Below are 19,491 nucleotides of genomic sequence, written 5' to 3' on the forward strand. Positions count from 1 at the left end.
CCCAGAAGCCAATACCCTAGCTTCTTAAAGCATTTTTCGGAAAAGCGGAAATCCGGCGCGCGCCGAAGGCAAGGTCCAATGAACTGCACGGGCGGCTCAATGCGCGATGGTCAATTCGTGCAGACTGAAGAGCGACTTCGGGTCGGTCCAGACCTCGCGCGGAAACCAGCCGGCGCGCCGCGCCAGCTCTTTGAACAGCGGAATGGAATACTTGTAGGAATTCTCGGTGTGGATGCTCTCGCCCTCTGCGAAGGCGAAGCTGTGCCCGAGCAGCTCCACGCTCTGGGCCTTGAGGCTGACAAGATGCATCTCGATCCGGCTTTCCTCGCGGTTGAAAACCGCTCTATGCGCGAAATCATCGACGTTGAAATCAGCTCCCATCTCGCGGTTCAGCCTGACGAGAATGTTGAGGTTGAAATCCGCCGTCACGCCGGCCGCGTCATTATAGGCGGGAAGCAGGATCGAGAGATCCTTGCGAAGATCGACCCCGATCACGAGCCGCCCTGAAGGCCCAAGGTTTTCCGCCATATGCGACAGCAGATCGCAGGCGTCGGCAGGCGCGAAATTGCCGATGGTCGAGCCGGGAAAGAATCCGAGACGCGGGCGCTTTGAAAGCGCTTGTGGCAAGGATAAAGGTTCGGCGAAGTCGCCGAGCGTTGGAAGGACTCGAAGGCTAGGGAATCGCACTGCGAGCCGGCTGGAGGCTTCATCGAGGGCGCTTCTCGAGACGTCGATCGGCACATAGGCTGAAAGGCTCGGCAGGGCGCTCAACAAAATCTCGGTCTTGCGACTCGAGCCCGAGCCGAATTCCACGAGCACGCTTCCAGGCGGCGTGTGGAGGGCGATGTCCTTGGCCGCGGCCTCAATGATCGCCGCTTCCGTTCGTGTTGGATAATATTCTGGCAGCCGGGTGATTTCCTCGAATAATTCGCTGCCGCGGATGTCATAGAAAAGAAAACATGGCAATGTTTTCCGCGACTGCGACAAACCCGCCAAAATGACGCGCGCGGCCGGATCCTTCGCCGAGCCGGGGGCGTCGGGCGTCTGTTTTTCTGCGATCTGTGACATCAGGCGTCATCCGCTAGGCGCAGTCCACAGAACTGCCAACGCTGGTGGGGATAAAAGAAATTACGGTAGGTTCGTCGCGCATGCGAATCAGGGGTCGCGCAGGAAGCTCCGCGCAGCACCTGCTGATTGCACATGAACTTTCCATTATATTCGCCGAGAGCCCCCGCGCTGGAGCGATAGCGCGGGTAGGGCGCATAGGCGCTTTGCGTCCATTCCCAAGCATCGCCGAACATTTGGCGCACGCCGTTGCCCCCGGACGCCGGAAGCGGCTGGAGAGCGCCCCGGCTCAGCATATTGCCAGCGACCGCAATGTCTTCCGCCGCGACTTCCCACTCGAATTCCGTCGGCAGCCGTTTGCCCGCCCAGCGCGCGTAAGCGTCGGCCTCGTAGAAGCTGATGTGGCAGACAGGCGCCGCGGGATCAATCGTTTGCAGGCCCCATAATGTCATCTGCAACCATTGCCCGTCGCGCTCTTCCCAATAGAGCGGCGCGCACCAGCCCTCTTTCGTGATCCTCGCCCAGCCGTCGGCCAACCAAAGATTGGAGGCGCCGTAGCCGCCTCCACGCATGAACTCGAGCCATTCCGCATTGGTGATCAGGCGATCTGCGAGTGTGAACGGCTGCAAGAGAACATCATGGCGCGGGGATTCATTATCGAACGCGAACCCTTCGCCCATGTGGCCGATGGCGCGCCGTCCACCGTCGAAACCGACGAAATTCAGGGGCGAAACGTCCTCGCGCGCATGCGTCCGGCCGCCGTCGCGATAGGCCGGACGCAGAGGGCTCAGCGCAAACAAACTGAGAACGTCCGTCAACAGCAACTCCTGATGTTGCTGTTCGTGGTTGACGCCGAGCGCGATGCGGCTCCGCGCCTCTGGGTCATCCGCGACGGCGCTTCCAAACAGGGATTGCAGCGCCTCATCCACATAGGCGCGGTAATCTTGCACTTCAAAGCAGGTCGGCCGAGTGAGGAGACCGCGCATCGGGCGCGGCTGTCGCGCTCCTTGTGTTTCATAGTAGGAATTGAAACAGTAATTGAAGCGTTCGTCGAAGACTTTATATCCAGGCAGAAAGGGCTGCAAAACAAACGTCTCAAAGAACCAGGTCGTATGCGCGAGATGCCATTTTGTCGGGCTCGCGTCTTCACTCGCCTGCGCCGCTTGATCTTCCGCGCCGAGAGGCGCTGCGAGGGAAAGCGTTTGTTGGCGCGTGCGAAACAGGCTTTGGGATAAATCGGAGGGTGTGGGGAGCGGCTCGACTTTTGATGATGCAACTGCGGGCGCACTCATTGCGACTCTCCCTATGACCCCACGACGCAAGAACGACACGCTGGCGGTCCGGTTCCATCAACCGGGGCCGCTGAGACATGAACATCGTGGCAAATGAGGCTTATCGTTTGAAATCGTCGAGGTCATTCATCGTGGGCCGCCGCCGGGGACCAAGGCTTTCGCTCATGCTTCTGCTCCGCCTCAGTCGACCGACATCAAGGCAAAATTAGGATCAACAACGGCCGAGGACAAGGGCGCCTGCGTCATTCACTTGGTTGAACAGGGCGCACGAGCTTTCGGGGCGCGCCAAACCGGCGGAGCGTCCGGCCGAGCAGCATGAGCGCTCGCGCGTTTAAGGCCGCGGTTTCGCTTCCGAAGCCGAACCAGCGCTTTGGCGTGCGCGCCTCGATGCGAAGCAGGTCGGCTCCGACCGCGATGAGTGTTTCAGGCGCCGCGCCTGACAGGCCGGTTGCGATGGCGTCGAGATCGACGGGCCGCTCTGCATAGGCTTGTGCGCGGCATTTGACCAGATAGCGTGTCGTCCGATCGGCTTGCGATTGAAAGGTGGCGGAAAGTTGCGTTTGCGCGGATGAAAGTTGCAGTGACATGGATTCTGCTCCGGATTGACCGGGGCGACCATAACAGGTATTTTTACCATATACACGGTATCTATACCTAAACCTGGGCGATCTTACCCGATCATCTCCGGCGCCATTGACCGAATCGGACTACGCCCTGAACGGCCGCCGCCCATTCGATTTTGACGCTCCGGATCGGCGCCGCATTATGGCTCTCGAGGTCGAAAGTGCCGGTCCTTGCGCCGCGCAGGATCCGTTTCAGATATCGCTTGCCGTCGGCGGTTCGAATGGCGGCCTCCGAGCCGATCACATCGTCCGCGTTGACGCCCTCGCGCCAGCAGATAATGACATCGCCGGGATCGTAGCGGGGCCACATGCTGTCGCCCTCGATCTGGAACGCGATCGCGTCCGAAGGGATCGGGAACGGAACGTCGATTTCATAGAGACCTTCGGGGGGTATCTGCTCGAATTCGGGCAGGATCTCCGCGCCGGCGCCGATGCGGCCGACGACGCGGACGCGATTGCCGGGCGTCGGGTCGCCAACGCCCTCGAGCAGCCACGCCGCCGTCGTTTTCAGCACGGGCGCGAGCGCGATGAGCGTCTCGGTGGTGACGCCGCGCCTGTCGCCGTTCTTGACGGCGCGCTTGAGGTTGCGAATGGCGTCGGGCTTCTTTGCGGCGAGCGAGGCCGCATGGGCGGAAAGGCCCAAAGCAGTAAGGCGGCTTTCGATACGCGTGAGAACGTCTTCCAAATCCATTGCGGTAGAATAACCGTACTCGGCCGCGAGCGCATCAGGTAAAAATACCTTTACAACACGGTAGAAATACCTTAAACCATTCCCTGCGCCACAGAGCCCAAACCTGCGGCGACGCAATCGGCAGCCGAGGGAGACTTTGCCGTGACTATTCAAACCGAGATCCGTAAAGCCCGCTGGACGGGGGAGCGCATTGCCAGACTAGGTTTTCTCCTCGGTATGGGCTGGGACGCCCGCCGCATTGCCGAAGATCCGCTGATCGCGTCGACTCCGAACAATGTTCATCGCCAGGCGCAGCGCTTTGGTCTTGCCTTTCGCGCCGCCGCGGCCGCCCTCGCGCTGCGCCTCCCACCTGAAGCGACGCAGCTTTACGATGCGGCGGCCACCAAACGCAGTCTGACCCGAGAAGCCATGATCAGGCTCTTGCTCCTTGTCGTCGCGGCTGACCCGGCGCTCCTCGATAATATCCTTGACGATGGGTTTTGATCATGGAGTTCGATGCGAAGATCAACGCCCTTGAAGGGGACGATCATGGCGGCCAATGCGCGCTGCCTGCGCGTTGGGAGCCAGAGCAGGTCGCGAAGGCTCTGGTCAAGGCATTCGCCACCCTCGACCGGATGCCTCGCCTGCGGGGACCTCGCGAACCGGGCGGCCATTGGCCGAGCCATGCCGTCGCGGCGCAGGCCGAAATCAATCCGGGCGATCGCCAGGCTCGCAACGCCGCAAGCAATCGAACCATGCTGCGCCCCACGAGCATCGAAATTGCGCAGATGGATGCGGCTCTCGACTGGTTGCGCGAATTGCGGACGCTCGACAGTGGAATGGCCTTGGTGACCAGCCTATGGGCTCTCCGCGCCGCGCGCGGGCGATCCGTCAAGGCTCTGTGCGCTGAAAAAAAATGGGCCCCTCACACTTTCTATCGCAAGCGAGCAAAGGCCTTGATTCATCTCGCCGCCTCGCTCAACGCCCGCAGCGTATTGGTCTTCTAGCCTGTAGTCTGTCGCGCCCATCGACGTTCGCCCCAAAAAAGTGGCGAATGTGACGCCGCGAAACAACAAATTTCGATTGCGGCGGTCACGTCCCAAAAGCTGACCCCTCGCGCCGAATGGCGCGCGGGCGGTCAGGTGGCGGCGCCGCCACGATGTGCATGTCCTGAAGCCTTGCAACAGGTAAGATGTCGATCGCGACCGCGGTCTGAACGCGTTGACATGCGTCGCATTGCAAGCTCTACATGCGCGAACCTCAGGCCGCAATCGCGCGCCCGCTTCAATCGCATGTCCATTGCGATATGTAATTCTCCGCCATCATCCGTGGCCGCCATCGCTTGCTCACGGCGCTTCAAGCCTATGCTTCTGCGTCATGCAGCATCGCCAAAACTCGAACCGCATTCGCTTGATCATGGCGATGATGTGCGATGCGCGATTGCGCCTTGGACCCGGTGCATTGACTTGCAACAATTTGCGATCGAATTATACGCGTATGCAGCGCCCCAACTGCAGCAGGCATTCAGCTTGCCTTTCGCCTTCATCATTCACATGTGGTGAACCGCTGTCGCGCCGGACACGATCGCCGCGTTTGATCATCTCAATCGTGCGCTTGAGCCAGCATCGACCGCCATTGATGTGTGACTTCGTCCAAGCCGAGCGCGTACCGGCTCTGGATCTTGACAGTTGCCTTTGGACTCTGCGCTTTGACGGAGAAAATGACGTAAGATTGGCAAATCGACTACTGGCGTCAAGCGTTGACTTGCAACAGATTGTGAGGGCAATATGCGCGTATGCAGTGCACGATCTGCATCTACGATTTACGCGCCTTTGCTCATCGAAACACACCTTCGGCATTGCGCGGCGAAGCGCCCAACTGCGCTCCTGACGTTATCGCGTCAGCCGATCCGGGATGTCTGAGACAAGGCGCCGATAACCCATCGTCGTCATTCCGGTTTGCCCAATGAAGGTCTTAGCGCTCGCATGCCGGGCGTTTCAATTTGCTGAATCCTTCACTTACGAAGACTGGATCGCGCATGGTGACATTCAGCCCAGGCCAGGATGCGGCGCGCCGTATGCTGGAGGGACCGCAACGCTACGCCTGTCTCGCCGGCGGCACGCGCTCAGGCAAGACATTTCTTATCATCCGCGCGATCGTCCGCCGTGCGCTTCAGGCTGAAGGAACGCGTCATGCGATTCTGCGCTTCCACGCCAATGCCGCGCGCGCCTCCATCGCTCTCGATTCGCTGCCTCAGGTGATGCGGCGCTGCTTTCCCGGTACGCCGCTGAAGGAGCGCCGGCAGGACGGCTATTTTGAGTTCGACAACGGCTCGCGCATCTGGATCGGGGGTCTCGACGATAAGGATCGCGTCGAAAAGATCCTGGGTCTCGAATATTCGACTGTCTTCTTGAATGAAGCCTCGCAGATTCCTTACTCGTCGGCGCTGATCGCCTTCACGCGCCTCGCGCAAGTCGCGCCAAATATCCCTCAACGAGCATTCGTTGATCTCAACCCCGTCGGCAAGACACACTGGACAAATCAGCTCTTTGGCGAAAAGCGTGATCCCGTTTCGATGAAGCATCTAAATGATCCGGAAAACTACTGCCGCACCTTTCTCAATCCACCGGACAACAGCGCAAATCTCTCGACGGAATTCCTGACGAGCCTCTCCAACCTGCCGGAGAAACAACGCAAACGCTTCTATGAAGGGATCTACGTGGATGAAGTCGACGGCGCTCTCTGGACCTATGGTTTGATCGACGCGAACCGGCGCCCCGAAGACACCATTCCAGCGGACAAGCGCGCCGCCGTGGTCGTTGCCGTTGATCCTTCCGGAGCCGCGGGCCGTGATGATCTCGGATCGGATGAAATCGGGATCATTGTGGCGGCCCGGGGATTTGATGGCGACGGTTACATACTCGATGATCTGTCCTGCCGGGAAGCGCCCATCGTTTGGGGCAGGCGCGCCGTCATCGCTTTTCACAAATACCGGGCGGATTGCATCGTTGCGGAGAGCAATTTCGGTGGTGAAATGGTTCGCGCCACAATCCAGGCGGCGGATCGAAATGTTCCAGTCCGCCTTGTCACAGCCAGTCGCGGCAAGGCAGTGAGGGCCGAGCCAATTTCGGTCCGCTACGCGCAGGGCCAGGTTCATCATGTCGGCCGGTTTGGGAAGCTCGAGGATCAGCTCTGCGCGTTCTCGAGCGCTGGCTACAGCGGCAGCGGCAGCCCCGACCACGCGGATGCGGCGATCTGGGCGCTGACGCATCTCTTCGCGCGCGACGACGGCGCAGGCATCATAGAATTCTATCGTCGCGAGGCGGAAGGCGGAAGCGGCGCCTGAGTCGCCCGTTAGCGCGCACCGCACAACAACGTCAAATCACGAAGGAAGCAGCATGGTCGATCGCCGCGCCGGGACAAGAAGCTGGTCGCTCAGCCCTTATGAGATCGATATTCGCTTCGCCAATTCCACCGCCGCCGCCGGGGAAAATGGTTGGTTTGGCCCATTGGAGCCAATGACTCCGTTGGCGCCACCCGAAGTCGCCGGACGGCAATGGGACTATCCATCCGGCTATAATCTATCGACAACAACTCGGAATTTCGAGCCGATCACTTTTGCAACCTTGCGCGGCCTCGCTGACGGCTATGATCTTCTTCGGCTCGTGATCGAGACGCGCAAGGATCAGGCCTCACGCCAATCGTGGACCATCGTTGCGCGTGACAAGACCGCTCTCATCGCCGGCAATGTCGATCGCATCACCGCGGCGACGGGCTTTATTGCTCGGCCGGATGGCAACCGCTGCTTTGCCGACTGGCTGCGCATTCTACTGGAAGAGGTTTTTGTCACAGACGCGGCGGCGCTGTATTTGCGGCGTGATCGCTCGGGTCGGCTGACCGCGCTTATGCCGCTCGATGGCGCGACGATCAAACCTGTGATCGATGGATTCGGCCGCACGCCAGAGCCATATCTTGACGGTGGCGCATTGGTCTATCCAACGGCCTACCAGCAGGTCCTCAAAGGCTACCCAGCTATTGACTACTCGGTGCGCGACTTGATCTACAGGCCGCGCAATCTCCGCGTCAACCGCGTTTACGGCATGAGTCCCGTCGAGCAGATCGTCACAACAGTGAATATCGCGTTGCGGCGCCAAATGTATCTTCTCGATTATTTTACAGAAGGCAATATTCCAGACAGTCTGATCGGCGTGCCGGAAAACTGGACGCCCGACCAGATCGCCACCTATCAAAAATATTGGGACGCTTATTTCGACGGCGAACTCGGCCGTAGACGGCGCGCAAAATTTGTCCCTGGAGGCGTCGCCAAAACCTTCATTCAAACCAAGGAGCCCGAACTCAAAGGTCCCTTCGACGAGTGGTTGGCGCGCATTGTGTGCTTTGCGTTCTCGATCTCGCCCCAAGCATTGACACAAACACTGAATCGCGCCACCGCGGAAACACAGAAGGACCTTGCCGAAGAGGAAGGTCTCGCGCCAATCCTGGCCTGGGTCAAAGCGCTGATCGACGATATTCTGGCGAATGAACTCGATGCGCCAGATCTTGAATTCATCTGGAGTGCTGGCCACGAGACCGATCCGCTGACTCAGGAAACGATCCTTTCGAATTTCACATCGAAGGGCATCTTGACAATCAACGAGGCGCGCGCCGCGCTCGGCCGTCCGCCGTTGCCCGCGGCATCGGCGAATATGGCGATGGCGTTGACCGCTGGGGGCTATGTGCCGCTGCCGGAGTAGGGAAGCGCTCAGCGCTTGCTGGATTGCTCTTTCTACTCTCGCAGTTGCTTCCGCATTTTACGCAGAGGCGCTGGAGGCCTAGCGCCGCCGGCTTGTCTGCTTGCCATCCCCGCGCCTCCATTACTTTAACGAAAACCAAGGAGCACGCATGTCCGCGTTGCGAATGTTCATCCCGATTACGAAGGTCGACGCGGCGCAGCGCCTCGTCTATGGCCTTGCGACGGCGGAGGCGGAAGACCGCGCCGGCGAAATTTGTGACTACGCCTCGACCAAGCCCCTTTATGAAAAATGGTCGGCCGAGATCGCCAAATCCACCGCGGGGAAGTCGCTTGGCAATCTCCGTGCGATGCATGGGCCGGTGGCGGCGGGCAAAGTGACGGAGATCAATTTCAACGATACGCGCAAACAGATCGAAATCTGCGCCAAGGTGATTGATGACGCGGAATGGGTGAAGGTCGCGGAAGGCGTCTATACCGGCTTCTCCCAAGGCGGCGCCTATGCGCGGCGTTGGACCGACGAGGATGGGTTGACGCGCTATACGGCGGATCCCACCGAGATTTCACTCGTCGATTTGCCTTGCCTCCCACAGGCTCATTTTGAGATGATCAAAGCCGATGGCACACGAGAGCTGCGCAGCTTTGGCAAAGACCTCGATGCGGTCGCGCGCCTGGCCTGTCTCATCGACGAATTGAATGACCTGCAAAGCGACGCCGCCTCTGAAGCGAATGCTGAGCAGGATGATTCAAACGTGCCCGACAGACTGCGTGATCTCGTCACGCGGGCCTCGGCCATTTTGCGCGCGATGGCGAATGAAGAAACTGCGGAGCTGGGCCCCGCTCAGCCCTCTGGGGCGCAATCTCTGGCTATGTCGGCGGCGCCTTCTGTGCGCCGCCCTCGCGCCAGCGCCAAGCTATCAAAGATCGGCGCCCGCAATAGCGAAGCCGACCAACATCGCGTGCAGCAAATGCATGACACATCCGTCGATCTCGGCGCCGAATGCAACGCACAGAAGAGCATGTCCGGCGGATTGGAAAAGCGCTTCGATGCGCTGGCGACGACGATTGACGACGTGCTGCGCCGCGTGAAGCAGATCGAATCGCAACCCCTTCCACTTCCCTTCGCGGGCTCGGCGCGATCGATCTCAAAAAGCGAAGACGCCGGTTTGGACACACGCAACGGCGATGCTGTCGAGAAACTCCTTCTTGATCCGGAGGCGCTCTCCGTTCTCGCGATCAAACTCGCGCAGCGCAATGGCCGCGCGCCGATACGATGACAACACTGTGTGACTAGCGCCCGCGCCAGCGTTCCGGAGCGCCATCGGCCAAGACATTACGAAGCGCGCTTATGCCCGGTTAGCCGGTCTCGACCGAACGTCCCCCCACAGCGTGTGGACGTCCGACGTCCCTTACGTTTCTTCCACCAATTCCATCCGCCAGGAGTAAGCCATGACCATGCACACCGATGCGCAAGACGTCCTCGACCGGCTCAAGACCGCGCAGTCGAAGCCGCTCGGCGACCCGCGCTTCAAGAGCCTGATCGGACTTGAGAAAAGCACGTTTTCGCAGAGTCAGAGCGCGACTTCAGGGCTGACCTTCTACGATCTCGAACTCGGCGCGAAATTTCTTTATCCGGTGTTGACGCCACTGCGCAATATGATCCCACGCGTTTCTGGCAAGGGCGGCATTCAGGCGGCTTGGCGCGCCATCACGAAGATCAATACGACGGGCTTGCGCTTTGGCGTTTCCTCAGCCAACCGCGGCGGCGTGCTTGCGGTCGCGACACAGGACTACACCGCCTCCTACAAGGGCATCGGTGTTGAAACAAGCGTTGATTTCGAAGCGCAATTCGCGGGTCAAGAATTTGACGACGTTCGGGCGATCGGAGCCAAGACCGGCCTCGAAGCGCTGATGCTCGGCGAAGAGGCGATGATTCTTGGAGGTTGCGCTTCGGGCGCGCTTGGAGTCACGCCGACGCCCTCTCTCGCGGCTTCCACGAGCGGAGGATCGCTGGCCGCGCAGACATGGTCCGTTATATGCGCGGCGCTGACTCTCGACGGTATGATGAACGGCTCAATCCAGGGGGGCGTGCAGGGCCAGATCACCCGCACCAACGCCGATGGTTCGTCCGACACCTTCGGTGGCGGCGTCGCTGCAAAGAGCGCAAGCGCCACGGCGGCGACAACGGGCGCGACTGGTTCGATCAGCGCAAGCGTCATGCCCGTTCCGGGCGCGCTCGGATACGCGTGGTTCTGGGGCGCCGCCGGCGCTGAAGTGCTCGGCGCCATCACGACGATCAATTCGCTTGTGATCAGCGCGGCGGCAGCTGGATCACAGACGGCGGCTTCACTCGGCAGCAATGACAATTCAGCTAACGTGCTGGCCTTCGATGGCCTCATTTATCAGGCGTTCAAGCCGGGGTCGGGAGCGTCGGTCTATACGATGAGCCCGGGGACCGCAGGTACCGGTTCGCCGCTGACCGCCGATGGATCCGGCGGCATCATCGAAATCGACACCGTGCTGAAATCCATGTGGGACAATTATCGCCTGTCGCCCGACACGATGTGGGTGAGCTCGCAGGAAGCGTTGAATATTTCGAAGAAAATACTGGCGGCCTCGCAGAGCTCGGCGCAACGCTTCGTGTTCGAGACGGCGCAGGACCTCGTGGGCGGCGGCATCATGGTCCGCACCTACCTCAACCGCTTCTCGATGCAGGGTGGCGGAGTCGTGGATATCAAGGTTCATCCGAACATGCCGGCCGGCACGATTCTTTTCACGACGAAGGGTCTGCCATACCCGCTCGCCGGCGTCGGCAACGTCATGCAAATCCGCACCCGGCAAGACTACTATCAGATCGAGTGGCCGCTGCGCACTCGCAAATATGAATATGGCGTTTATGCCGATGAAGTGCTGCAGCATTATTTCCCCCCGGCTCTAGCCCTGATCACAAACATCGGCAACGGCTGACCGCTGTGCGGGCGGTCGTCCGCGGCCGCCCGGATTGCTTCGAAGCCGCGTAAATGGAGCGCGGCGCAAACAAGGATGGTCGCCATGAAACTACGTGTTCCCGCCGGTTGCGGCGCCGTTTCGCATCTGGGGCGGAGCCTCGAAATCGCCGAGGATAATTCGATAGAGGTTGATGACGCTGACTGGCCCGCTCTTTCCGCCCATGGCTTCCGCCTGTGGGAGGAGGAGGATCTCCGCGAGCTTGCCTCGATGAACCGTGAAGAGCTCATCGTCGCTGCGATGAACGCGACGCTGCGAGCTTTGCAGACGATCGGCACGGAAGAAATTCGGACGCGCCTAACGGCTTCGGAGGCATCGGTTCTGCCTTTCGAGCAGACATCAGGCGTGGCAGGAGCAGGGGCTAACGTCAATGCCAGTGCTGAGTCCGTGTCGGCCTTGAGCCGCCAGGGGCTTTTCGCCTTCCTCAAGGGCAGGGGCGTCTCGGTTTCCCTCCCTGTGACGAATGAGGAATTGCGCGCCATGGCGCGTCAGGCGATGGGCCTCGCGTGATGCCGCCTTGCGCCGTTTCCACGGAACAAGGCCGACGAACGCCGATCGAGATCTTGTCCGCGTCACTTTGAGGACCTCAGCTTATGGCCTCTGCCTATGATCTCACCAACCTGTCCAATCTCAAAACCTGGCTAGATATAGCGGGAAGCGAGGACGACCTTCTCCTGTCGCAACTCATTACGCAGATCAGCCGGGCGATCCTCAACATACTCGATCGGCCCTCCATTCTGCCTGGGAACTATTTGGAGACATATGACGGCGGCAATGAATGTTCGATCATCCTGCGGCAGTGGCCGGTCAATTCTGTTTCGCTTTGCGGCGTCAACGGCGTTCCGATCCCACCGTCGCCGCCCATTGATGCCGGAGCCGCCTTCCAGGCCGGATTTGTCCTTGACGGCGCGGACTCCGCGCCACCGGGGCGGATGCAGCGGTTATCGCTGCGGGGTCGCCGATTCACGGTTGGCGTGCAAAATGTCCAGGTCTCCTATTTGGCGGGCTATCAAATCACGGGAGAGGCCGCAATGGCGCCGCAGGCGCCGCCCTACGCCATGTCCGTGCTCGCGCCCTACGGAGACTGGGCCAGCGACGGCGGCGTCGCTTATGCGAATGGCGTTGCATTGTCGCCCGTCGCTGGGAACCCCATCGCTGGGCAATATGTTGTTCAAAATGGCGTGTACACATTCGCGCCGTCCGACGCGGGCGCTGCGTTGAACATCACATACGGCTATGTGCCAGCCGACCTTGCAGTCTGCTGCATGGATTGGGCGGCCGAGCGCTACGCTTATCGCTCGCGCATCGGGCAGCAATCGAAATCGCTTGGAGGTCAGGAAACGATGGCGTTCATCGTAAAGGACGTTCCAGACTTCGTCGCGGCGGCATTGCAACCATACCGCCGATTGGTGACGCCATGATCGAGGTCACGCTCGACATCGGGGCCGTGCAGGATGCGCTCGTACAAGAGGCGAATGCGCTCCGTAATGTCCTCGAATCCCGGATTCAACAGAAGCTGTCGGGTGGAGTCCTGCAGACAAGATCAGGCGCGCTCGCCGCTTCAATTCAATCTTCGGTCGAAGATGACGGCTCTGCCTTGACGATAGTCGGATACAGCAGCGGGGTTCCCTATGCCGCCATCCAGGAATTCGGCGGCAAGACCGCGGCGCACGACATCGTCGCAGTTAAGGCGAAAGCGTTGGCCTTCAGCGCCGGCGGGGGGCAGAGTTTCGCCAAGATGGTTCATCATCCAGGTTCGACTATCCCGTCACGGTCCTACATCGGCAGCTCCTTTGCGGAAATGAGCGATGAGATCGCCGCTGGCCTGAAACAGGCGGCGCTCGAGGCGTTGGGACAGGGCTGAGGCTGACGGCGTTGCTGACGTCAGCGCAATAGCGGGAAAGGAAAAGGCATGACCGCGGCAAGGCGTGAAATCGCAATCGAAGCGCTGAAAAGCCTCGTCTCGGGCGCCTACCCGTGGAAGACGGGGCCGGCGCGGCGTCTAAAGCTCTGGAGCGACGTCCCGGCGACGAGCCGGCCAGCGTGCTTCATGTTCGAGGGCGGACAGGAAACATATTCCTGGAATGAAGGCGCAACGCCGAAGCGGGCGATCGATCTTAAACTTTTCGTCTACCTCAACGCCAAAGACCCCGCGGTCATTGGCGCCACGCTTATCAATGACGTTATGGACGCGCTGGATGACGCATTCGCGCTTTCGGGAGCGGATCTAGCCATGGGCCGCAACACATTGGGGGGCGCTGTTCATCATTGCCGCATCGACGGCAAGACATTGAAAGATCCAGGCGATCTTGATGGCGACGCGCTGCTGATCGTTCCCGTGAAGCTGATACTTCCATAAGCGTTCCGAAAGTCGCGGTCGCGATGGCCGTCATCCTGTGGAGTGGCGGCGGCGACGGCATTAGCATTGGTCGAACAAAAGAGGTCATCCATGTATAGCTTCGGCTCGGGCGTTCTGCTCGGAACCCGCACGGATATTGCGAACGCCACGCCAGTCAATTTCGGTCTGGTGCAGGAAGTCACCATCGAGGAAACCGCGAGTATCAAGGAACTGACCGGGCAGTACCAGCGCCCGGTCGCTATTGCGCGCGGCACGATCAAGACAACGGGAAAGGCAAAGGTGGCGCGCATTTCCGGATTGGCCTTCGCCAATCTTTTTTATGGCGTCACGCCCTCCGCGGGGCAAGTCGCGACATCCTTTGCCGAAGCGGCGTCGGTTCCGGCCGCGGCGCCCTATGCGGTCACCGTCGCAAACGCGACGAATTTCGTGGACGACCAGGGCGTTCTCTATGCCGCGACGGGCCTACCGCTGATCAAAGTCGCCTCGGCTCCATCTCCCGGGCAATATTCCATCTCCTCCGGCGTCGTGACATTCAACGCGGCCGACGCAGGCTCGGCAGTGCTGATAAGCTATACATATACCGCTAACAATTCGGGGCAGAAGTTCACGGTGAGCAATCAGTTGCTGGGCACGACGCCAACCTTCCAGGCGGTGTTCTACACAACGTTCCAGGGCCAGGCCCTTTCGCTGAAACTCAATAATTGCACTTCGAGCAAGCTGAGCTTCCAGACCAAACTGGAGGATTTCGTCATGCCGGAATTTGACTTTTCCTGCTTTGCCGACCCGGCCGGCAATGTGATGACCTGGTCCTTCGCGGAGGCTTCCTGATGCGCATGCGCACCGAGATGATAAGGCTTGGCGAGCGTGAATGGCCGATCAGGCCCTTGACGCTGCGCCAGGTACAGGAAATCGAACCAGTTCTCATGGCGAATGCATCAGAAGCGAAAGGCAATGTCGCCGCCGCGATGGCGATCGTTGCGATCGCGTTGCGGCGCGATCATGCCGAGGCGGCGGCGTCGCTTGGAGACGTCGAGGCGACGTCCCCCGAAATTGCCGCCGCGATGGCGGCTATCCTGCGTCTCGGCGGATTTCTTCCTTCGTCGGCAGAAGGAGACGCCGGCGCGGGGGAAGCCTGAGCGGGCGCGGCGGATGCGATGCCGCCGCCCGCATAGACTTCGATCACATCTACGCCCGGCTCATGACCGCCTGCGGCTATACACCGGCCGAGATCGACGAGATGACGCTGCACGATATCCTAGCGCTTTTTTCCTACTGGCGTGACTATCCGCCGGCGCATGAGATCCTGAAATGCGTTCATCGCATCGAACGCAAGCCTCAGGTTGTTTCATCGAAGAGCGCCGCCGACCCGAGCGGAATCGGCGGCTTGATCGCACGATATCCGGATGGGTTCGTGCGCGCGGCGGAAGGCGGGTGAATTCCCGAAGCTCGTCCAGCAATCACCGTCGCGTCCCGCGAAGCATTGCGCGCGATCTGGCCGACGTTACAAAATCGCCTCGTTCGTTCAGTCACGATTGCGAGCAAATCATGTAAGGATCATTGCGCATGACTGATGATGTCTCCATCCGATTTACCGCTGACGTCGGAGATTTGCAAAAAGGCTTGCGGCAGGCGTCGAGCGCTGTAGACTCGACCACGGGGGCGTTCCGCAGCGGCGCGACGCAAATAAATGCTTCTTTCGCCACCCTGTCGCAAGCCTATGCGGCCAATGCCACGCAGACAATTACATCGGCGCAGGCCGCCAGCGACACTCAGCTTGCAATTGCGCACCAGACGGAGCAGGGGCGCTATAATATCGCCCTCAACGGCGTTGCGCTGCAATCCTCGCTGATCAAGCAGCAGGCGCAAACAGGGCAGATCTCGCGGCAGGAAGAGCTTGCGAGCCTGTTAGCGTCAGAAAAGCAACGCGAAAACATCGAGGCGCAGCATCTTCAAGTTCTTCAAGGCGACTATCAACAAGGAACGCTCGCCTATGCGGCGGTCCAGCGCCAAATCGAGGAACTTGCGAGCCAGTCGGCACTAAAGCGGCAGCAGATCGAAAGCCAGGTCAACCAGCAGATTTACGCTGATTACAAGCGCACCTTCGAGCAGATTGGATCAAGCGTAACAAACTCCATGATGGGCCTGGTTCAAGGGCAGCGGACGCTCGGACAGGCCGCTCAAGGCGTCGCTTTGTCGATCGTCCAATCTTTCATTGCGGCGCGTGTGAGATTCGTAGCTGACTGGCTCGCCGGTCTGGCGACGAATACGGCTGCGACAACGGCCGCGCAGACGGCGCAGACCAGCGCCGTCGCCGCCGGCGCCTCTGCGCGGGCCGGATTTGAAAGCACCGCGGCGGTGGCCTCCAACGCGAGCATCGTCTCGAATGTGCTGAAAAGCATTACCGCGTCCGCGGGCGAGGCCTTTGCCGGGATTTTCGGCTTTCTTGCGCCGGTGATGGGGCCGGCGGCCGCCGGACCCGCCGCGGCCGGCGAAGCCACGGTTCTGAGCGTTGCAACAGGGCTCGCCTCTTTCGCAGTCGGCGCATGGAGCCTGCCAAGCGATATGATCGCACAGGTGCATCAGGGCGAAATGATTGTTCCGGCAGGACCGGCGGGCGCCTTGCGAAATGCGTTGTCCAGCGGAGCGGGCGGCGCCGGAACCGTGCACGTTCATCATTCGACGAATTTTAGCGTCCAGGCTATCGACGCCTCGGGAGTGAGACAATTTTTCAAAAACAACGGGAGACAAATCTTGCGCACGATCAATGATGGCGTGCGCACCGGTTCGCACCTCGGACTCAGCAAAATCGGCGGCGCGGTCTGACACATGGGCTATATCACATGGGCTATATCAAAGGAGTCAATCTGCTCCCCGCCACGGGGGAGTGGACCTATGACGCTACGCCATATCTTGGCAGGCGCGTGACCGAATTGGCCTTAACTCCGATTAACACCTACTTTGCCTCCGGCGGACAAAGGACAGATCTGGATTATTCTATTGATCAATTGCAGGCTGAATTTCCGGATTGCGAAACGGTCGCGATCGTCGTCGCGTGGTTCGGCGATTCGGTCGACGCGTCGAGCTGCAGGATCTATCCGTCCACAACCTACATTGGCGGCGTGTTCGAGAAGTGGGACGGCGCCGGGTGGGCGCCAGATGTCTGGCGCTGCTCCGGGCTGACGCAGACTTCGCCGGAGCTTATCCCGATTTCCTCGAATGGCGCTTCATTCAATTATGGCGGCACTCCCTCCGACCAATCTATCGTGCGCTGTATCCGCGATATGAAGGCGCGGGGATTGCGCGTGGTTTTCTACCCTTTCCTGTTAATGGATGCGCCAGGATTTCCCTGGCGCGGGCGCATTGCCTATCAATCCGATGATGTCTCATCTGGCGCCTCGGCCGCGGCCGCAAACTTTCTTGGAGCCGCGACGGCGGCACAATTCGTGCGCGATACGGCCAATCTTACGGTCGCCTACACCGGCGCGACGACGGACTATTCATTCAGGCGGATGATTTTGCACTATGCGAACCTCTGCGTTGTAGGGGGTGGCGTCGATCTCTTCCTGCTCGGATCCGAGCTTCGCGGACTTGAGACAATTCGTGGGCCGGCCTGGACCAAGGCTGGAACTCGTGACGCGTCGGGCGCCGCGGTCTGGGATTATCCTTTTGTCTCGGGTCTCATGACTTTGTGCGACGACGTCCGCTCCGTGTTCGACCAGGCCGGTCTGACCAAAGACGAGACCGGCTTGCATAATCTCATTTCCTACGCGGCCGATTGGTCCGCGTGGATGGGCTATCAGCATCCAGCCGCCGACGGGCAATGGCCACATCTCGATCAATTGTGGGCTCACGAGAATATCGATCTCGTCTGTTTTGACAACTATCTTCCTCTGAGCGATTGGACCACCGGGGGTGGCGGGATAGACGCCGGCAATTGGGCGTCGCCGCGGCCATCAAGCTGGCCGCCTCCTGACGTCTCCAGCGTTGGCCTTGGTCTCACCGGACCGCCGACGCTCACGAGTAAAGCCTATCTGAAAGCGAATATCGAAGGCGGAGAGAAATTCAATTGGTTCTATGGGGACAGCACAAATCTGGGGCGGGGACTCGATCCCAACGGCACGGACCTCCGGGTCTCACTTCCACGTGGCGACCGACTCGCACAGGACCGCCAACCCTATTACGCAAACCAGGAACTACTTGCGAACAAGAAATTGCGCTGGTGGTGGAATAATTCGCACCGGGCGATCTACGATGACGGCGACGGAAATGGCTTCGCGGCACACGGGCCGAGCACGGCATGGACCGCGCAATCGAAGCCAATTACCTTCACCGAATACGGCTTCCCGACCTGCGATCGGGCAACCAATCAGCCGAATGTGTTCTTTGACGCAAAGTCCAGCGAGAGCGCGACGCCGTTCTGGTCAGTCTGGCAACCGGCCGAGGTCGGCGGATATGCCCCAGCGGAAGACGCAAATCTCACACTGTTGGCGTTGCAGGCGATCTATGAATATTGGGTAGAGGACGGGCAGAACGAGACGTCCGCCGCCGGCGTAAAGATGATCGAGCCGACCTTCATGTCAGCGTGGAACTGGGATGCGCGCCCTTTTCCTGCATTTCCTGCGCGTAGCGATGTCTGGGGAGATGCGGCCAACTGGCCCTCCGGCAATTGGCTGAGCGGCAAGGGGCCTTTCATACCCCCGCCGGTTCTGGATCTAGCGCCAACGCCGGCGAGTCCGCCGAGCTTTCCGACATTGAACGGGCAGAGCTGGTCTGTGCATTACAAGCCCTCTTTTTCGACGGTCGCGACCGAGCGCGCTTCGGGTCGCGCCAGCAGGGTGGCGAGAATGGCGACGGCTGTTTGGGAAATCGAACTCTCATTCGATGCCTTGCGTATGGATGACGTACATCATGACTTGGAAGTGTTGGCCGGGTTCTATGAATCAGCGCGCGGGCAGACAACGCCCTTTGCGTTTCCTGTTTCACCCGCGCTCGGCCTTGGTCCGACTGTTCTTTGTCGCTTTGCAGACGACCAAGCAGATCTGGAGGCGTTCATGAACCAAATCTGGCAGGCTAAAACGGTGGTTCTGAGGACTGTAAAGGTATGACGCCGGCCGCCTTTCCCACGTTGCCTGGACAAGCATGGTCTGTCCACAAGCGACCAACATTCTCGACCCGAATCGTCAGCAACTCTTCTGGCAGGGAAGCGCGAACGCCACTCTACACTTATCCGCTCTATGAATTCGAATTGACTTTTGAAGGCCTCGCTTCGACCTCGGCGCTTCCCGGGCTCGGCGCGAACTCCCTCCAAAGTTTGCTAGGGCTCTATTTGCAATGCCAGGGTCAGTTCGGCACCTTCCTCTACACGGATCCGGGTGACAGCGCTATGGTTGGACAGGCCATTGCCGTTGGCGATGGCGTTACGACGGCTTTTCCATTCGTCCGAACATTGGGGGGCTTTACGGAGCCTGTCGGGTGGGTGCTTTCTGTTCAGAACGTCTACCTGGACGGCGCGCGCCAAACAGGTGGATGGACCTTATCAACGCCCAATAATCTGACTTTCTTGGCGCCTCCGGCGAGTAATGTGTTCATCTCGGCGGATTTCATCTTCGCATTCGAATGCAGGTTTCTCGATGATCAGAATGACTTTGAGAATTTTATGGCCGGGCTCTGGCAAGTTCAGTCGTTGAAATTTAGATCGGTGAAGCCATGAGAGCTACGTCACAAGC

Annotated in this window: 20 protein-coding genes; 16 read left to right on the plus strand and 4 right to left on the minus strand. The window is 59.9% G+C overall.

Annotated elements, in window-relative coordinates; all coding sequences use genetic code 11:
• Positions 1-96: 96 nt before the first annotated feature.
• From egtD to SIN04_RS16385, 4 genes are all read right to left on the minus strand, one after another.
• Positions 97-1,068 (minus strand): L-histidine N(alpha)-methyltransferase, encoded by a 972-nt coding sequence (egtD, locus tag SIN04_RS16370; protein ID WP_134490912.1) that lies wholly within the window; start codon positions 1,066-1,068, stop codon positions 97-99.
• Complete coding sequence (egtB, locus tag SIN04_RS16375) at positions 1,068-2,357, minus strand: ergothioneine biosynthesis protein EgtB (RefSeq protein ID WP_341264063.1); 1,290 nt, start codon at positions 2,355-2,357, stop codon at positions 1,068-1,070. Before egtB ends, egtD begins: the two co-directional genes overlap by 1 nt.
• Before the next feature lie 242 nt (positions 2,358-2,599).
• Positions 2,600-2,944, minus strand: coding sequence for a hypothetical protein (locus tag SIN04_RS16380; RefSeq protein WP_134490916.1), 345 nt, complete (start codon positions 2,942-2,944; stop codon positions 2,600-2,602).
• Positions 2,945-3,035: 91 nt separating this feature from the next.
• Positions 3,036-3,671, minus strand: a complete 636-nt coding sequence (locus SIN04_RS16385; RefSeq protein WP_134490918.1) for a S24 family peptidase — start codon at positions 3,669-3,671, stop codon at positions 3,036-3,038.
• 141 nt (positions 3,672-3,812) lie between these two features.
• On the opposite strand from SIN04_RS16385, the gene SIN04_RS16390 reads away from it, so the two are divergent.
• The 16 genes from SIN04_RS16390 to SIN04_RS16465 all read left to right on the plus strand — a co-directional run bounded on the left by SIN04_RS16390 (position 3,813) and on the right by SIN04_RS16465 (position 19,475).
• Positions 3,813-4,154 carry a hypothetical protein gene (locus tag SIN04_RS16390; protein WP_134490920.1) on the plus strand — a complete coding sequence of 114 codons (342 nt, stop codon included), beginning with the start codon at positions 3,813-3,815 and terminating at the stop codon, positions 4,152-4,154.
• Positions 4,155-4,156: 2 nt separating this feature from the next.
• Positions 4,157-4,657, plus strand: a complete 501-nt coding sequence (locus SIN04_RS16395) for a hypothetical protein (protein WP_134490922.1) — start codon at positions 4,157-4,159, stop codon at positions 4,655-4,657.
• A gap of 1,031 nt (positions 4,658-5,688) precedes the next feature.
• On the plus strand, positions 5,689-6,996 hold the full coding sequence (locus SIN04_RS16400; RefSeq protein ID WP_134490924.1) for a phage terminase large subunit: 1,308 nt from the start codon (positions 5,689-5,691) through the stop codon (positions 6,994-6,996).
• Between the two features lie 52 nt (positions 6,997-7,048).
• Positions 7,049-8,404, plus strand: a complete 1,356-nt coding sequence (locus tag SIN04_RS16405) for a phage portal protein (protein ID WP_134490926.1) — start codon at positions 7,049-7,051, stop codon at positions 8,402-8,404.
• A 148-nt stretch (positions 8,405-8,552) separates the two neighbouring features.
• Complete coding sequence (locus tag SIN04_RS16410) at positions 8,553-9,677, plus strand: hypothetical protein (RefSeq protein ID WP_244605848.1); 1,125 nt, start codon at positions 8,553-8,555, stop codon at positions 9,675-9,677.
• Positions 9,678-9,849: 172 nt separating this feature from the next.
• Positions 9,850-11,367 carry a hypothetical protein gene (locus SIN04_RS16415; protein ID WP_341264064.1) on the plus strand — a complete coding sequence of 506 codons (1,518 nt, stop codon included), beginning with the start codon at positions 9,850-9,852 and terminating at the stop codon, positions 11,365-11,367.
• 84 nt (positions 11,368-11,451) lie between these two features.
• On the plus strand, positions 11,452-11,916 hold the full coding sequence (locus SIN04_RS16420; RefSeq protein WP_134490928.1) for a hypothetical protein: 465 nt from the start codon (positions 11,452-11,454) through the stop codon (positions 11,914-11,916).
• A gap of 83 nt (positions 11,917-11,999) precedes the next feature.
• On the plus strand, positions 12,000-12,827 hold the full coding sequence (locus SIN04_RS16425) for a hypothetical protein (protein ID WP_134490930.1): 828 nt from the start codon (positions 12,000-12,002) through the stop codon (positions 12,825-12,827).
• Complete coding sequence (locus SIN04_RS16430; RefSeq protein WP_134490932.1) at positions 12,824-13,270, plus strand: hypothetical protein; 447 nt, start codon at positions 12,824-12,826, stop codon at positions 13,268-13,270. The genes SIN04_RS16425 and SIN04_RS16430 overlap by 4 nt, the downstream gene beginning before the upstream one ends.
• 48 nt (positions 13,271-13,318) lie before the next feature.
• Positions 13,319-13,765 (plus strand): hypothetical protein, encoded by a 447-nt coding sequence (locus SIN04_RS16435; RefSeq protein WP_134490934.1) that lies wholly within the window; start codon positions 13,319-13,321, stop codon positions 13,763-13,765.
• 90 nt (positions 13,766-13,855) lie between these two features.
• Positions 13,856-14,593 carry a hypothetical protein gene (locus SIN04_RS16440; protein ID WP_134490936.1) on the plus strand — a complete coding sequence of 246 codons (738 nt, stop codon included), beginning with the start codon at positions 13,856-13,858 and terminating at the stop codon, positions 14,591-14,593.
• A complete protein-coding gene (locus SIN04_RS16445; protein WP_134490938.1) occupies positions 14,593-14,901 on the plus strand; it encodes a hypothetical protein in 309 nt (102 codons plus the stop codon). The genes SIN04_RS16440 and SIN04_RS16445 overlap by 1 nt, the downstream gene beginning before the upstream one ends.
• Before the next feature lie 62 nt (positions 14,902-14,963).
• Positions 14,964-15,200 (plus strand): hypothetical protein, encoded by a 237-nt coding sequence (locus SIN04_RS16450; RefSeq protein WP_244605851.1) that lies wholly within the window; start codon positions 14,964-14,966, stop codon positions 15,198-15,200.
• 128 nt (positions 15,201-15,328) lie between these two features.
• Complete coding sequence (locus SIN04_RS16455) at positions 15,329-16,588, plus strand: hypothetical protein (protein WP_341264065.1); 1,260 nt, start codon at positions 15,329-15,331, stop codon at positions 16,586-16,588.
• A gap of 17 nt (positions 16,589-16,605) precedes the next feature.
• Positions 16,606-18,870, plus strand: coding sequence for a baseplate megatron protein TIM-barrel domain-containing protein (locus tag SIN04_RS16460; protein WP_341264066.1), 2,265 nt, complete (start codon positions 16,606-16,608; stop codon positions 18,868-18,870).
• Entirely contained in the window at positions 18,867-19,475 is a 609-nt protein-coding gene (locus tag SIN04_RS16465) for a DUF2460 domain-containing protein (protein ID WP_134490940.1), read from the plus strand. The genes SIN04_RS16460 and SIN04_RS16465 overlap by 4 nt, the downstream gene beginning before the upstream one ends.
• The last annotated feature ends 16 nt before the right edge of the window (positions 19,476-19,491 follow it).

This window comes from Methylocella tundrae (assembly GCF_038024855.1).
Lineage (GTDB): Bacteria > Pseudomonadota > Alphaproteobacteria > Rhizobiales > Beijerinckiaceae > Methylocapsa > Methylocapsa tundrae.

Bases quoted from the DNA above. Each gene is read 5' to 3' on its own strand.
- egtD (WP_134490912.1), bottom strand. From the start codon at position 1,068: ATGTCACAGATCGCAGAAAAACAGACGCCCGACGCCCCCGGCTCGGCG.
- egtB (WP_341264063.1), bottom strand. From the start codon at position 2,357: ATGAGTGCGCCCGCAGTTGCATCATCAAAAGTCGAGCCGCTCCCCACA.
- SIN04_RS16380 (WP_134490916.1), bottom strand. From the start codon at position 2,944: ATGTCACTGCAACTTTCATCCGCGCAAACGCAACTTTCCGCCACCTTT.
- SIN04_RS16385 (WP_134490918.1), bottom strand. From the start codon at position 3,671: ATGGATTTGGAAGACGTTCTCACGCGTATCGAAAGCCGCCTTACTGCT.
- SIN04_RS16395 (WP_134490922.1), top strand. From the start codon at position 4,157: ATGGAGTTCGATGCGAAGATCAACGCCCTTGAAGGGGACGATCATGGC.
- SIN04_RS16400 (WP_134490924.1), top strand. From the start codon at position 5,689: ATGGTGACATTCAGCCCAGGCCAGGATGCGGCGCGCCGTATGCTGGAG.
- SIN04_RS16405 (WP_134490926.1), top strand. From the start codon at position 7,049: ATGGTCGATCGCCGCGCCGGGACAAGAAGCTGGTCGCTCAGCCCTTAT.
- SIN04_RS16410 (WP_244605848.1), top strand. From the start codon at position 8,553: ATGTCCGCGTTGCGAATGTTCATCCCGATTACGAAGGTCGACGCGGCG.
- SIN04_RS16415 (WP_341264064.1), top strand. From the start codon at position 9,850: ATGACCATGCACACCGATGCGCAAGACGTCCTCGACCGGCTCAAGACC.
- SIN04_RS16420 (WP_134490928.1), top strand. From the start codon at position 11,452: ATGAAACTACGTGTTCCCGCCGGTTGCGGCGCCGTTTCGCATCTGGGG.
- SIN04_RS16425 (WP_134490930.1), top strand. From the start codon at position 12,000: ATGGCCTCTGCCTATGATCTCACCAACCTGTCCAATCTCAAAACCTGG.
- SIN04_RS16430 (WP_134490932.1), top strand. From the start codon at position 12,824: ATGATCGAGGTCACGCTCGACATCGGGGCCGTGCAGGATGCGCTCGTA.
- SIN04_RS16435 (WP_134490934.1), top strand. From the start codon at position 13,319: ATGACCGCGGCAAGGCGTGAAATCGCAATCGAAGCGCTGAAAAGCCTC.
- SIN04_RS16440 (WP_134490936.1), top strand. From the start codon at position 13,856: ATGTATAGCTTCGGCTCGGGCGTTCTGCTCGGAACCCGCACGGATATT.
- SIN04_RS16445 (WP_134490938.1), top strand. From the start codon at position 14,593: ATGCGCATGCGCACCGAGATGATAAGGCTTGGCGAGCGTGAATGGCCG.
- SIN04_RS16450 (WP_244605851.1), top strand. From the start codon at position 14,964: ATGACCGCCTGCGGCTATACACCGGCCGAGATCGACGAGATGACGCTG.
- SIN04_RS16455 (WP_341264065.1), top strand. From the start codon at position 15,329: ATGACTGATGATGTCTCCATCCGATTTACCGCTGACGTCGGAGATTTG.
- SIN04_RS16460 (WP_341264066.1), top strand. From the start codon at position 16,606: ATGGGCTATATCAAAGGAGTCAATCTGCTCCCCGCCACGGGGGAGTGG.
- SIN04_RS16465 (WP_134490940.1), top strand. From the start codon at position 18,867: ATGACGCCGGCCGCCTTTCCCACGTTGCCTGGACAAGCATGGTCTGTC.